Origin of the sequence: Sinorhizobium sp. B11 (assembly GCA_039725955.1) — a bacterium.
Taxonomy (GTDB): domain Bacteria; phylum Pseudomonadota; class Alphaproteobacteria; order Rhizobiales; family Rhizobiaceae; genus Rhizobium.
The window spans coordinates 3,226,551-3,239,245 of sequence record CP091034.1; the positions used below are offsets into that span (position 1 = coordinate 3,226,551).

A 12,695-nucleotide genomic window follows, 5' to 3' on the forward strand; every position below is an offset into this window, starting at 1 on the left:
GCTTTTTGCCCGCCGCGGGCTCTCCAAATAACCTCGAAAGGACTAGCCATGAGCCACGAAACTTACGAGCTCAAGGCCGAGGCGCGCGAACGGGTTGGTAAGGGGTCCGCCCGTGAACTCCGCCGCAACGGCTTTATTCCCGCTGTCATCTATGGTGACAAGCAGGCCCCGATTTCCATCGCTATCAACACCAATGAGGTGACGAAGCGCATTCATGCCGGTGGCTTCATGACCACCGTTGCGACCATCGACGTCGACGGCAAGAAGTACCAGGTTCTGCCGAAGGACTACCAGCTCGATCCGGTCCGCGACTTCACGATGCACGTCGACTTCCTGCGCGTATCTGGCAACACCCAGGTTACCGTTGAAATCCCGGTTCACTTCGTCAACGAAGACAAGTCCCCGGGCCTCAAGGTCGGCGGCGTTCTGAACATCGTTCGTCACGAAGTCGAAGTTCAGTGCCCGGCAAACGCGATCCCGGAATTCTTCACGGTTGACCTCTCCGGCCACAAGATCGGCGACAGCATCCACATTTCGGAAGTCACGCTGCCGAAGGGTGTTACGCCCACTATCGCCGATCGCGACTTCACGATCGCAACGATCGTTGCTCCGGCTGCAGGCATCGACGAGTCCGCTGCCGAAGGCGAAGCAGAAGCCTGATCGCTTCTACCAATTTGTAAAGCATAAGCCCGTTTTCCCTGAGGAAAGCGGGCTTTTTCATTTCCGGAAAAGGCCCATTTCAGCAACATTTAACACATTCATGGAAGCATGTTCCTGCTGGTTGCGAAGTCCCCGCCCTGCTGCGTGACCGCAGAATATTCCGACCCCGTGGAGCAAACGGAACCATGAATAATTCCGTTGAGAACAGATTTTTTGCGATTGTTTGCGGCGCGCTGCTTGTTTTTGTAGCCCCCCTTTTTGTTCTTTTTCTTTTCCTTTCCTCCGAACGCGCCGACAAGGAAATACGCGACCATATTTCCGTTCTTCTTGTTGCCAATGCCCAGGCGCTTGCCAAGCCGCTTTGGGATCTTGATGCCGACAGCGTAACCCAGATCAGCGCGACGGTCGTTTCGCAGGGTGCCATCGTTAAGGTGGAAGTGCGCGATCAATCCGGCCAGCTCGATGTCAGCCAGTCGACCATTCCGAGGTCATTCGACGGTAAGCTGGTTCAGGTATCACGCGCCATCATCTACAACACCGTCGATGGGCCGAAAAACCTCGGCAGCATTTCCGTCTTCTATCCGGCACTCGGCCTGTTTTCCGGCCTGAAGCAGGAAGAGGTCGTTTTCGTCTCGATCTTCATCTTCGCGGTGCTGGCCGTTTTCGCCACCGCGCTCATCGGCAACCGCATCTTCGTCATCCAGCCCCTGATGCGCCTGACGGCCGCAATCGAGGCGACACGCCAGCTCGGCTCCCGCCATCATGTCGACTGGCGGTCGAACGACGAAATGGGCCGCCTCGCCCAGAGCTTCAACGAAATGCAGACGAAGCTCGAGAATGAGGAAACCGAGCTGAAGCTCGCGCATCGCCGCACCACCGATATCTATGACCTGACGCCCGCCATGCTCTTCTCGCTCGACGACGAAGATCGCATCACCGCCGTCAGCGACTATTGGCTGCTTGCAACCGGTTATCACCGCGCCGCCGTCATCGGCCGGAATTTCTCCGATCTCGTGACCTCCTTCACCCGCGACAAGTTCGTCAATCGCAAGAGCCAACGTGAGAACGGCACCGGTGACGTCACCGTCAAGTTCATCTGCATGGACGGCCGCATCATGGACGCCCTGATCATGGAGTCGGCGCTGACGACCCAAGGACAGGAAGGTCAGTCGCTCTCCGTCATGACCGATGTGACGGAACTGAAGGCCTCCGAAGACCGCAATCATCGCCAGGCGATATCGGACCATCTGACAGGTCTGTTGAACCGCCAGGGCTTCGAAGCCGTACTCGACAGCAAGATCGCAGCCGCCGATGCCGCCGATCAGGAACTCGCCTGCCTCTTCGTCGACCTCGACCGCTTCAAGTGGATCAACGACAATATGGGCCACGCCGCAGGCGACGCGGCCCTCATCGAACTCGTCGAGCGGCTGAAGACGTTGCTTGCTCCCTCCGATGAAGCTGCCCGTCTCGGCGGCGATGAATTCGCCATCCTGCTGCCCGCCAAGAATGCCGAGAAGCGCGCTCGCGCCATGTGCGACCAGATCGCTTCGATCTTCGAGACACCTTTCGGCCCGGACATGCATCTCAGCGCCTCTGTCGGCATCGCCATCTATCCGCGCCATGCTGCGACGGCAGCCGAACTGCTGCAGAAGTCCGACATGGCCATGTATGCCAAGAAGCGTGACGGCAAGAACGGCGCACGGATTTTCGACAACGGCATGCTCGACCATGCCCGCCGGCGTGCCGAGATCGAAGCGCATATCGAAGCCGGCCTCGCCGACGACTGGTTCGAGGCCTATCTCCAGCCGATCGTGAACCTCAACGGCCGCGGCATCGCGGGCTTCGAGGCGCTGATGCGCCTCAACCATCCGCAGAAGGGTCTTATGCCACCGGCCGAGATCATCAGCGTGGCCGAAGAGACTGCCAAGATCGTTCGCGTCGGCAATGTCATCATGGAAAAGGCGATCGCCAATCTGGCGAAGATTTCTCGCCTGCCCGGCATGCAGAATACCTATCTCGCCATCAATTTCTCGCCGCTGCAATTCGAGCCGGCGCTCGCCGCCCGCCTCGCCGCCATCCTCGGCCGCCACGGCATTCTGCCGGATCGTATCGTCGTCGAGATCACGGAAGCGGTGCTGATGCACGACAACCCGCAGATCCGCATGATCGTGACGGAACTGCGCCGTTTCGGTTGCCGCATCGCGCTTGACGATTTTGGTACCGGGTACTCGTCGCTGAGTTATCTCAATCGTTTTCCGGTCGACATCATCAAGATCGACCAGTCCTTCACCCGCGCCATCAATGACGCTGACGATGACGTGCGCCAGAAGAGCCGCATGCTGATCGAGGGCATCACGACGCTGTCGCACAAGATGAACTGCACCGTGATTGCCGAAGGCATCGAGACCGAGGAAGAATGCGGCACCCTGCACCAGATGGGCCTCGATTATGGTCAGGGCTATCTGTTCCACCGTCCACAGAACGCCGCCAGGCTGATCGAGGAATTGAGCAGCTCGCTCTCGGATGTGGCGCGCGCTTCATGAATTGACGAGATACGGGAGGTATCGCGATGAAAAGGCTGCTGCTTCTTGCACTTCTTTCCCTGCCCTGCATTTCCGCGTCGGCGTCAGCCCAGACGGTAGCCTTCGTGACCGAGGAATACGCCCCTTTCAACTACCGCGACGGAAAGGTTATCAAGGGCGCGACCGTGGAACAGGTTCAGAAGGTGATGGCCGATATCGGCGTCGATTATACGCTCGACGTCATGCCCTGGGCCCGTGCCTTCAGTCTCGCACGCACGACATCGATGACCTGCGTCTTCGCGACCGCCCACAATGCCTCGCGCGACGGCCTGTTCAAATGGGTCGAGCCGCTTCTCGTCGACCGCAACATCCTGATTACCCGCCAGGGTTCAGGCGTCTCTGCCGCCAACCTCGAGGCGGCAAAGAAATACGTTATCGGCACACAGCGTGACGACTATACCGAAGTGACACTCAAGGAGAAGGGCTTTACCAAGCTCGACGTCGCCAGCGATTTCAACGCGACGCTGCGCAAGCTGCTCGGCGGCCGTATCGACATGATGCCGATCTCCGAACTCTATTTCGACAAGCTGAAGGCTGACCAGCCGCTGGAAATGGTGACCGTGCTGTCCTCGCAGCCGATGGGAATTGCCTGCGAGAAGAACTTCCCGGACGATCTCCTTGCCCGCATGCAGGCCTCGCTGGACAAGCTGATTGCCAGCGGCGAACAGAAGCAGATCTTCACGAAATATGGCCTGCATCTGCTGAATTGATCGGCCGCCCGCCGTTCACGCCCGCCTTTGCCACTTGACTTTGCCGCCGTTTCGCGGTGGTGAACGCCAACAGCTCTTGCAAGGAAGACAGGCCATGCTGATCATCGCGGGTCTCGGCAATCCCGGCGCGAAATATGCCGGCAACCGGCACAATATCGGCTTCATGGCGGTGGATGCCATCTATCGCCGCCACAGCTTTTCGCCCTGGTCGAGGAAATTCAAGGCCGAGATTTCCGAAGGTGAACTGGCGGGTGAGAAGGTGCTGCTGATCAAGCCGCAGACCTTCATGAACCTGTCGGGCGAAGCGGTCGGCGAAGCCATGCGCTTCTACAAACTGCAGCCTTCCGATCTCGTGGCGATCTATGACGAGCTCGATCTCCCGGCCGGCAAGGCGCGGCTGAAGACCGGCGGAGGCCATGGCGGCCACAATGGCATCAAGTCGCTCGACGCCCATTGCGGCAAGGAATACCGCCGCCTGCGCCTCGGCATCGGTCATCCAGGCGCCAAGGAACTCGTGCACAACCATGTACTTGGTGATTTCGCCAAGGTCGACCGGGATTGGCTGGAACCGCTGCTCGACACGCTCGCCGACAACGCCGACATGCTGGTCCGCAATGAAGATTCCCAGCTGATGAACAAGATTGCACTCGCGCTCGGCGGCGGCAAGGCGGAAGAGGAAAAGCCGAAGCCGGAGAAGAAGCCGGCAGGAAAGTCCCACATTCACCAGGCCCGCAATCACGGCCAGCAGAAGCTTCCGGCGACTGGCCCCATGGCCGAGATGCTGAAAAAGATGTTCGGCAACAAGGGCGACTGAACGCGATGGCAGGCGGGGACTTCAGCATCCGGCCCGCGGCCGTCGGCGATTTACAGGGCCTGACCACGCTCTACCAGCACCTCAACCCGACCGATCCGGTCCTCTCTGCTGATGTGGCAATGGAACGCTTTTGCGCCATTCTGGCGCAGCCCGGCATGACGGTCTTGATCGGCTTTGCCGGCGAGATCGCTGCCGCGACCGTCACGCTGGTCACCGTGCCCAACCTGACGCGCAATGGCGCCTCCTACGCACTGATCGAAAACGTCGTCACCCACGCTGATCATCGCAAGCAAGGTTATGCCGGCAAACTCATCCGGCATGCGATTGAAGAGGCCTGGAACGTCGGCTGCTACAAGGTGATGCTGCTCACCGGATCCAAGAATCCGGCGACCCTGCGTTTCTATGAAAACTGTGGTTTCATGCAGGATAAGACCGGTTACCAAATCCGCCGCCCGTCTTGAGACGCGCGTCCTTTCCTCCGGCCGCTATTCCTCAGGCTCCGTCGTGAACATCAGTGGAAAGCCCATCTCCTTGGCAAGGTCGATGGCTTCCTTGGCCTTCGTCTCCGCAATATCTTTGGTACAAACCACGACCACGCAGGAGCCGAGCTTGTGTGCCGTCATCATGACGCGGTAACCGGCCTCTTCGCTCATGCGAAAAACGACCTTAAGAACCACGGTGACAAATTCGCGTGGCGTATAATCGTCATTGACGAGAATGACCTTGTAGAGCTTCGGCTTGTCCAGCTTCGGCTTCACCCTGGTCTTGGGTTTTAAGGCAATGTCGTTGTCAGCCATCGGAAATCCGCCCGTTGATGACATGGGAAGGGGTTTGGATCTAACTAAGCTTTTTAGATTGCAGAATTTCGACACCTGGTGCCGGGGGAAATCCCGCGAGAGTAAGAATAATGCTGCCAAGCCCCGACGGCAAGGGAGCGGCGAGAAAAGCGCTCTAAGACTTGACCGCTCCCCTCCTTTATCCCATAGCCACGGCCAAGGATTTCTTGAGAACAGCAGGTTTCAGCCATGGGCTTCAAATGCGGTATCGTCGGTCTGCCGAATGTCGGCAAGTCGACCCTCTTCAACGCACTCACCAAGACGGCGGCAGCGCAGGCGGCGAACTATCCCTTCTGCACGATCGAGCCGAACACCGGCGAAGTGGCCGTTCCCGACGCCCGCATGCAGAAGCTTGCCAATATTGCCAAGTCGAAGGAAATCATCCCGACCCGCATCAACTTCGTCGATATTGCCGGCCTCGTGCGTGGCGCATCGAAGGGTGAAGGTCTCGGCAACCAGTTCCTCGCCAATATTCGCGAAGTCGATGCCATCGTGCATGTGCTGCGCTGCTTCGAGGACGGCGACATCACCCACGTGGAAGGTCGCATCGATCCGGTTGCCGACGCCGATACGATCGAGACCGAACTGATGCTCGCCGATCTCGAAAGCCTTGAGCGCCGCACGGAGCAGACCCGCAAGCGCGCCGCCGGCAAGGACAAGGAGTCCTTGGCCATGCTGCCGATCATGGAAGCCTCGCTCGCCCTGCTGCAGGACGGCAAGCCGGTTCGCACCCTGCTCGCGAAGCTGGACGCGGAAGAGATCCGCATCCTCCAGGGCCTTAACCTCCTGACCTCGCATCCAGTCCTCTATGTCTGCAACGTCGCCGAAGGCGACGCTGTGATCGGCAACCAACATACCGAGGCTGTCGCCGTGATGGCGAAGGCGCAAGGCGCCGAAACCGTCATTATCTCGGCTGCGATCGAATCCGAAGTCGCCCAGCTTCCAGATGAGGAAGCCAAGGAGTTCCTTTCAGCCCTCGGCCTTGACGAAGCTGGCCTCGACCGCTTGATCCGCGCAGGCTACAAGCTGCTCGACCTTATCACCTATTTCACGGTCGGCCCGAAGGAAACGCGCGCCTGGACGATCGCGCGCGGCACCAAGGCGCCGCAGGCAGCCGGCGTGATCCACTCGGATTTCGAACGCGGCTTCATCCGCGCCAATACGATCGCCTACGACGACTACATCCAGTTCAATGGTGAAGTCGGCGCCAAGGAAGCCGGCAAGGCGCGCGACGAAGGCAAGGAATATGTCGTCCAGGACGGCGACGTCATCCACTTCCGCTTCAATACCTGATGCATAGGCATGTCGCGCAAAAGCCCGCAGCGTTTTTGCGATAACGACATGCGTCAAGCAGAAAAACCAAAGCTGCCGCTCAGCCGGGCGGCAGTCTCTCTACCACGCCTGACGGCAAGGCACGCAACACGATGCGCCGAAGCGGCATCCAGCCCGTACCGATGACGAGCACGATCACGCCGACGATAATGAGCGTTCCGAAAATATAGGTATCGACGGTCGCACTCCCCTGCCGGAATATCCCATAGATCGCCAGTCCCAGCGTCAGCAGGCCAGACGTGACGAAAGCGCGCCGGTCGATGATCAGGCCGATCAGCATCAACAGCACGACGATTACGACGACAACCGGGGTCTTGAAGGAGTTGGCGTCCATGATGTCCAGCCAGCCGCCGTCGAGTGAGAGCAAGATCCGGATGCTGTAGAGCAGCGCAGGTGCGGCAACGAGATGAAGCCAGAAGGCGACATCCGATCGCGTCGTGCGGCGAAGCCTGTCGCTGAGATCGAAACCGAGTGCAGCGACGAACAGGCCGACGGCGCAGGCAAACAGGATGACCGACACAAGAGTCGGATGGTTGAGGATGAAGGCATCGTCGCCGCTCGCCCATTGAAGCAGGCGGAAGACAAGCGCGAGCACGAGTGCCAACCCCGAGAAGATGGAGAGCGCAAGCGCAAGCGGCACACGGTAGCGCAGATAGAAAAGTCCCATGATGACGGGGAATGCGACGATGAACCTGTCGATGCCATCGCCTGTCAGCCACAGATCGGCATTGGAGGGGTAGATCGACAGCATCATCCGGAAGGTCCAGGCAAAAACCGCCAGCGTCAGCACGACAGCCGGCAGCGCGAGGCGCTGGCGCTTCACGAGGATTTCCGCCAGAACAAGAATTGCCGGCAGCACCGCATAGAGCGAGGCAAGTCCCCAGAGGCCCGCCAGCGCGATCAGGATGCCGATGGTGATGAGGACGTCGTGAAAGCCCCTGACGAAGCGTGGCGTCTCCGTATCCGACCAAGCCGGCTCCAGAGGCCCCGCCGCACGCGCGTCGACGACGACACCGCGTGCAGCCAGGAACGGCACCAGCCGCTCGCCAGCCTCGGCGGTAATCAGCCCCTCGCGCGCCGCCTCGTCGAGTATCGACCTTAGTTCAGCCATGCCGGTTCGTTCCTATGGAATCATTGAGCCCGCGCGGATGCTATTGTAAGCAATGACGCCTGCCTATGATGAGGAGCCCTAATGCCTGCAGAAAAGCTCGCCTATGAGGATTTCCAGCCCGGCCGGCGCTTTCCGCTTGGCCCGAAAGCAGTGACGGCACCCGAAATCATCGAATTTGCCGCGGAGTTCGACCCTCAGCCCATGCATCTGGACGAGACCGCGGGCCGTGCCAGCATCCTCGGCGGCCTTGCCGCTTCCGGCTGGCATACGTCGGCGATGTTCATGCGCATGATGGCCGACAGTTTCGTCCTGAACTCGCTTTGCGAAGGTGCACCGGGCGTCGATTTCATGGAATGGCGCAAACCGGTGTTGGCAGGCGACACGCTCTCCGGCCATTCGACGGTGCTCGAGGCACGTCCGATGCGCTCGCGTCCAGGCCTCGGCATCGTTAAATTCCGCCACGAGGTGCAAAACCATCGCGGCGAACTGGTCCTACTGTCGGAAAACTCCGTCATCTTCGGCATGCGTGGCAGCCCGGAGGTCAGCGCATGAGAATGACCGAACTCTACGCCGCCGGTGAGAAGAGTGAGATCGGGACCTATGTCTTCACCGAAGAAAAGATCCTCAGCTTCGCCCGGAAATACGATCCGCAGCGCTTCCATACCGACAAGGATGCGGCCGGAGACACGATGTTCGGCGGGCTCTGCGCCTCCGGATGGCATACGACGGCCGCCTGGATGCAATGTTTCCTCAAGTACTGGATGGCGGAGATCGACCGGCTGAAGAGCGAGGGCCTGGCCCCGCCGAACCTCGGCCCCTCACCCGGCTTCCAGAAGCTGCAATGGCTGAAACCGGTCTTTGTCGACGAGACGGTCAGCTATTCCGTGACCTTTCTCTCCGGCCGTCCGCTGGCGTCGCGGCCCGGCTGGCATGTCAACAACATCCTCTGCGAAGGCGTCAATCAGGACGGTATTGCCGTCATACGCTTTGAAAGCAGCGTGCTCGAATTCGAGTGATGCGGGCAGAAGCAATTCCAGCAAACGCCTAAAACGGCTCTGCTGGAATTGACAGGTTCAATGGCCGGAAAACTCGACGAGCGTATGCACGTCGACCCCGAGATCCTCGAGCTTCTTGCGACCGCCGAGATCCGGCAGGTCGATGACGAAGCAGGCACCGACCACTTCCGCGCCGATCTGGCGGAGAAGCTTTGTCGCCCCCACAGCCGTGCCGCCCGTCGCAATCAGATCGTCGACGAGGATCACTTTTTCGCCTGGCTCAACGGCATCGCGATGCATCTCCATTTCGTCCACGCCATATTCCAGGCTGTAGGCGATGCGCACCGTGTCATGCGGCAGCTTGCCCTTCTTGCGGATCGGCACGAAGCCCGAGGAAAGCTGATGCGCAACCGCGCCGCCGAGGATGAAGCCCCGCGCTTCCATGCCGGCAATCTTGTCGACCTTCAGACCAGCATAGGGCTGCACGAGTTCATCAACCGCGCGGCGGAAGGCACGGGGATTGCCGAGCAACGTGGTGATGTCGCGAAAGATGATGCCGGGCTTGGGATAATCCGGAATGGAGCGGATGCTGGCCGCAAGCTCCGAAAGCGTGTTGTTCATCGAAAATCCGTATCTGCGAGGGGCACAAAACGCCCGCACACTATCAATTGCGCCGGGTCAAACCAAATAAAAAAGGCGGCTGAAAAGCCGCCTTTTCCGATGAGACCGATTATATCTCAGTGGTCGGTGCGTCCGTAGATCGAGCGCTTGGTCAGATAGACCAGCACCGTGAAGATCAGCAGGAAGACCATGACCATGAAGCCGGTACGCTTGCGCTCTTCGAGATGCGGCTCGGACGCCCACATCAGGAACGACGAGACATCCTTGGAATACTGATCGACCGTCTGCGGCGAACCGTCGTCATAGGTGACCTGGTCGTCGGAAAGCGGCTTCGGCATGGCGAGAACGGCAGCGGCATGGAAATACGGGTTGTAATGCGAACCTGCCGGAACCTGGAAGCCGGCCGGCGGCTCTTCATAGCCGGTCAGCAGCGAGTGGATATAGTCCGGACCGCTTTCCTGATACTGGGTGAAGATGTCGAAGACGAACTGCGGGAAACCGCGTTCGACTTCGCGGGCCTTGGCAAGCAGCGACATGTCCGGGGGAGCCGCACCGTTGTTGGCAGCAGCGGCAGCTTCCGCATTCGGATAGGGCGATGGGAAGTGGTCGGATGGAACTGCCTTGCGGGTGAACATTTCACCACTGGCGTCAGGGCCGTCCTGAACTTCGTAATTGGCCGCGAAGGTCTTGACCTGTGCATCCGAATAGCCGAGTGCGCCCAGCGTACGGAAGGGCACGAGGTTCATCGAGTGGCAGGCGGAACAGACCTCCGTATACACCTTCAGGCCGCGTTGGAGCTGGCCCTTGTCGTAATGGCCGAACGGGCCGGCAAAGGTCCAGTCGATTTCCTTCGGTTCCTTCAGCGGATAGTGCGGGGTAGCACTTTCCTCATGATGGGCAGCCGGGGCGGCAGCTTCCTGGGCGAACGCGACGCCGCCAAGGCCGGCTGCGACAGCGAGCGAGAGGATGCTTGCAACAAGCTTTTTCATATTTCTATTCCTTCCCGTCCGCTCGCTCAGGCCTTGATCGCAGCAGTCTTGTTGCGCTTTTCGAGCACCGCTTCAGTGATCGAGTTCGGAATACGGCGCGGTGTTTCCACCAGCCCAAGGACCGGCATCGCGACCAGGAAGAATGCGAAGTAGAGCAGCGTGCAGAACTGCGAGATCGTCGTATACAGGCCTTCCGCAGGCTGCGAGCCGAGCCAGCCGAGGATGATCGCGTTGATCACGAACAGCCAGTAGAACAGCTTGAACCACGGACGATAGACTGCCGAGCGCACCTTTGAAGTGTCGAGCCAGGGCAGGAAGAACAGCACGATGATGGCGCCGAACATGACCAAAACGCCGCCGAGCTTGGAGTCGATCGGGCCGACATTGAAGGTGATCGAGCGCAGCATCGCGTAGAACGGCAGGAAGTACCATTCCGGAACGATGTGGGCCGGGGTCTTCAGCGGATCGGCCGGGATGTAGTTGTCGGCATGGCCGAGATAGTTCGGCAGGTAGAAGACGAAGTAGGCATAGACGATCAGGAAGACCGAAACGCCGAGCGCATCCTTGAGCGTTGCGTAAGGCGTAAAACGAACCGTATCCGTCTTGGTCTTGACCTCGACGCCCGTCGGGTTGGTCTGGCCGGTAACGTGCAGCGCCCAGATGTGCAGGACGACGACGCCGGCGATCATGAAGGGCAGCAGGTAATGCAGCGAGAAGAAGCGGTTCAGCGTCGGCTGGTCGACGGCAAAGCCGCCGAGCAGGAACTGCTGGACCCATTCACCGACCAGCGGAAAGGCCGAGAAGAAGCCGGTGATGACGGTTGCGCCCCAGAAGGACATCTGGCCCCAGGGCAGGACATAGCCCATGAAGCCGGTTGCCATCATCAGGAGGTAGATGACGACGCCGAGGATCCAGAGGATTTCGCGCGGCGCCTTGTACGAACCGTAATAGAGGCCGCGGGCGATGTGCAGGTATACGGCGACGAAGAAGAAGGATGCGCCGTTGGCATGCAGGTAACGTAGCAGCCAGCCGTGATTGACGTCACGCATGATCTTTTCAACAGAGTTGAACGCGATCGTGGTGTCGGCGGCATAGTGCATGGCGAGCGTTACGCCCGTCAGGATCTGCACGATCAGCATGACGGCGAGCATGGCGCCGAACGTGTAGGCATAGTTCAGGTTCCGCGGAACCGGATAGGCAATGAAGCTGTCATAGACCATGCGCGGCAGCGGAAGGCGCGCATCGACCCATTTTTCCAAGCCGGTTGATGGCTCGTAGCTGGAATGGCCACTCATTAATCAGTCTCCCCTCAACCGATCTTGATCTTTGTGTCGGACACGAATGAAAAGGTCGGGATCGCCAGGTTCTGCGGCGCCGGGCCTTTGCGGATACGGCCGGCCGTGTCGTAGACCGAACCATGGCAGGGACAGAACCAACCATTGTATTCGCCGGCCTGACCGAGCGGAACGCAGCCGAGATGGGTGCAGGTGCCGATCATGACGATCCAGTTTTCCTTACCCTTGCCGCCGGAGCGGTCATCGCCCGTTGCAGGCGCGTCAGCAGGAAGGTTTGCATTGCGGGCGATCGGATCCTTGAGGTCCGACAGCTGGACATCGGCTGCAGCCGTAACTTCTTCCGGTGTGCGGTTGCGGATAAAGATCGGTTTGCCGCGCCACTTGACGGTCAGCGACATGCCGGGCGTAAGGCTTGTGACGTCCACTTCGATGGAAGCCAGCGCGAGCGTCGACGCATCCGGACGCATCTGGTCGATGAACGGCCAGGCAACCGCAACGGCGCCGACCGCACCGGCCATGCCAGTGGTGAGATAAAGGAAATCACGGCGAGTGGGCTCTGAAGCCTCGCTTGTCGTTACGTGTTCGCTCACGGCTTAACCATCCTCTGCGCAATTGTCGCGGAATTCCGCCCTGCCCCTCCAGAGGCGGCGAATCTATCAGAACATATTTCGGCCATAGATTCCCCACCAATCCGGCGCGTTCTATGCTTGATCGCAAATTATGTCCAGCCTTGACAAGGGGATGGGGGCA

Annotated in this window: 14 protein-coding genes; 8 read left to right on the forward strand and 6 right to left on the reverse strand. The window is 59.7% G+C overall.

The window, feature by feature from the left end:
• The first annotated feature begins 48 nt into the window (after positions 1 to 48).
• The 5 genes from LVY75_26105 (at position 49) to LVY75_26125 (ending at position 5,227) form a co-directional block, all read left to right on the forward strand.
• On the forward strand, positions 49 to 660 hold the full coding sequence (locus LVY75_26105; protein XAZ22260.1) for a 50S ribosomal protein L25/general stress protein Ctc: 612 nt from the start codon (positions 49 to 51) through the stop codon (positions 658 to 660).
• A 185-nt stretch (positions 661 to 845) separates the two neighbouring features.
• On the forward strand, positions 846 to 3,203 hold the full coding sequence (locus LVY75_26110) for an EAL domain-containing protein (protein XAZ22261.1): 2,358 nt from the start codon (positions 846 to 848) through the stop codon (positions 3,201 to 3,203).
• A 26-nt stretch (positions 3,204 to 3,229) separates the two neighbouring features.
• The gene (locus LVY75_26115; protein ID XAZ22262.1) at positions 3,230 to 3,952 is read left to right on the forward strand and encodes a transporter substrate-binding domain-containing protein; all 723 of its coding nucleotides are present in this window, start codon (positions 3,230 to 3,232) and stop codon (positions 3,950 to 3,952) included.
• Positions 3,953 to 4,046: 94 nt separating this feature from the next.
• Positions 4,047 to 4,766, forward strand: a complete 720-nt coding sequence (gene pth / locus LVY75_26120; GenBank protein XAZ22263.1) for an aminoacyl-tRNA hydrolase — start codon at positions 4,047 to 4,049, stop codon at positions 4,764 to 4,766.
• A gap of 5 nt (positions 4,767 to 4,771) precedes the next feature.
• Complete coding sequence (locus tag LVY75_26125) at positions 4,772 to 5,227, forward strand: GNAT family N-acetyltransferase (protein ID XAZ22264.1); 456 nt, start codon at positions 4,772 to 4,774, stop codon at positions 5,225 to 5,227.
• Between the two features lie 24 nt (positions 5,228 to 5,251).
• On the opposite strand, the gene clpS is transcribed toward LVY75_26125, so the two are convergent.
• A complete protein-coding gene (gene clpS, locus LVY75_26130; protein ID XAZ22265.1) occupies positions 5,252 to 5,563 on the reverse strand; it encodes an ATP-dependent Clp protease adapter ClpS in 312 nt (103 codons plus the stop codon).
• A gap of 228 nt (positions 5,564 to 5,791) precedes the next feature.
• On the opposite strand from clpS, the gene ychF reads away from it, so the two are divergent.
• A complete protein-coding gene (gene ychF / locus LVY75_26135; protein XAZ22266.1) occupies positions 5,792 to 6,895 on the forward strand; it encodes a redox-regulated ATPase YchF in 1,104 nt (367 codons plus the stop codon).
• Positions 6,896 to 6,974: 79 nt separating this feature from the next.
• On the opposite strand, the gene LVY75_26140 is transcribed toward ychF, so the two are convergent.
• On the reverse strand, positions 6,975 to 8,045 hold the full coding sequence (locus tag LVY75_26140) for a hypothetical protein (GenBank protein XAZ22267.1): 1,071 nt from the start codon (positions 8,043 to 8,045) through the stop codon (positions 6,975 to 6,977).
• 81 nt (positions 8,046 to 8,126) lie between these two features.
• Between LVY75_26140 and LVY75_26145 the strand changes: the two genes are divergently transcribed.
• Both LVY75_26145 and LVY75_26150 read left to right on the forward strand, forming a co-directional pair.
• Positions 8,127 to 8,597 carry a MaoC family dehydratase gene (locus tag LVY75_26145; protein ID XAZ22268.1) on the forward strand — a complete coding sequence of 157 codons (471 nt, stop codon included), beginning with the start codon at positions 8,127 to 8,129 and terminating at the stop codon, positions 8,595 to 8,597.
• Complete coding sequence (locus LVY75_26150) at positions 8,594 to 9,061, forward strand: dehydratase (GenBank protein ID XAZ22269.1); 468 nt, start codon at positions 8,594 to 8,596, stop codon at positions 9,059 to 9,061. The genes LVY75_26145 and LVY75_26150 overlap by 4 nt, the downstream gene beginning before the upstream one ends.
• A 57-nt stretch (positions 9,062 to 9,118) precedes the next feature.
• Here LVY75_26150 and LVY75_26155 read toward each other — a convergent pair whose 3' ends face one another.
• The 4 genes from LVY75_26155 to petA all read right to left on the reverse strand — a co-directional run bounded on the left by LVY75_26155 (position 9,119) and on the right by petA (position 12,535).
• Positions 9,119 to 9,661, reverse strand: a complete 543-nt coding sequence (locus LVY75_26155) for an adenine phosphoribosyltransferase (GenBank protein XAZ22270.1) — start codon at positions 9,659 to 9,661, stop codon at positions 9,119 to 9,121.
• A gap of 116 nt (positions 9,662 to 9,777) precedes the next feature.
• Complete coding sequence (locus LVY75_26160; protein ID XAZ22271.1) at positions 9,778 to 10,650, reverse strand: cytochrome c1; 873 nt, start codon at positions 10,648 to 10,650, stop codon at positions 9,778 to 9,780.
• Positions 10,651 to 10,676: 26 nt separating this feature from the next.
• The gene (locus LVY75_26165) at positions 10,677 to 11,945 is read right to left on the reverse strand and encodes a cytochrome b N-terminal domain-containing protein (protein XAZ22272.1); all 1,269 of its coding nucleotides are present in this window, start codon (positions 11,943 to 11,945) and stop codon (positions 10,677 to 10,679) included.
• A gap of 14 nt (positions 11,946 to 11,959) precedes the next feature.
• On the reverse strand, positions 11,960 to 12,535 hold the full coding sequence (gene petA / locus LVY75_26170; protein ID XAZ22273.1) for a ubiquinol-cytochrome c reductase iron-sulfur subunit: 576 nt from the start codon (positions 12,533 to 12,535) through the stop codon (positions 11,960 to 11,962).
• Positions 12,536 to 12,695: the final 160 nt, after the last annotated feature.

Coding starts and splice junctions, on each gene's coding strand:
- LVY75_26105 (XAZ22260.1), top strand. CDS start 49: ATGAGCCACGAAACTTACGAGCTCAAGGCCGAGGCGCGCGAACGGGTT.
- LVY75_26110 (XAZ22261.1), top strand. CDS start 846: ATGAATAATTCCGTTGAGAACAGATTTTTTGCGATTGTTTGCGGCGCG.
- LVY75_26115 (XAZ22262.1), top strand. CDS start 3,230: ATGAAAAGGCTGCTGCTTCTTGCACTTCTTTCCCTGCCCTGCATTTCC.
- pth (XAZ22263.1), top strand. CDS start 4,047: ATGCTGATCATCGCGGGTCTCGGCAATCCCGGCGCGAAATATGCCGGC.
- LVY75_26125 (XAZ22264.1), top strand. CDS start 4,772: ATGGCAGGCGGGGACTTCAGCATCCGGCCCGCGGCCGTCGGCGATTTA.
- clpS (XAZ22265.1), bottom strand. CDS start 5,563: ATGGCTGACAACGACATTGCCTTAAAACCCAAGACCAGGGTGAAGCCG.
- ychF (XAZ22266.1), top strand. CDS start 5,792: ATGGGCTTCAAATGCGGTATCGTCGGTCTGCCGAATGTCGGCAAGTCG.
- LVY75_26140 (XAZ22267.1), bottom strand. CDS start 8,045: ATGGCTGAACTAAGGTCGATACTCGACGAGGCGGCGCGCGAGGGGCTG.
- LVY75_26145 (XAZ22268.1), top strand. CDS start 8,127: ATGCCTGCAGAAAAGCTCGCCTATGAGGATTTCCAGCCCGGCCGGCGC.
- LVY75_26150 (XAZ22269.1), top strand. CDS start 8,594: ATGAGAATGACCGAACTCTACGCCGCCGGTGAGAAGAGTGAGATCGGG.
- LVY75_26155 (XAZ22270.1), bottom strand. CDS start 9,661: ATGAACAACACGCTTTCGGAGCTTGCGGCCAGCATCCGCTCCATTCCG.
- LVY75_26160 (XAZ22271.1), bottom strand. CDS start 10,650: ATGAAAAAGCTTGTTGCAAGCATCCTCTCGCTCGCTGTCGCAGCCGGC.
- LVY75_26165 (XAZ22272.1), bottom strand. CDS start 11,945: ATGAGTGGCCATTCCAGCTACGAGCCATCAACCGGCTTGGAAAAATGG.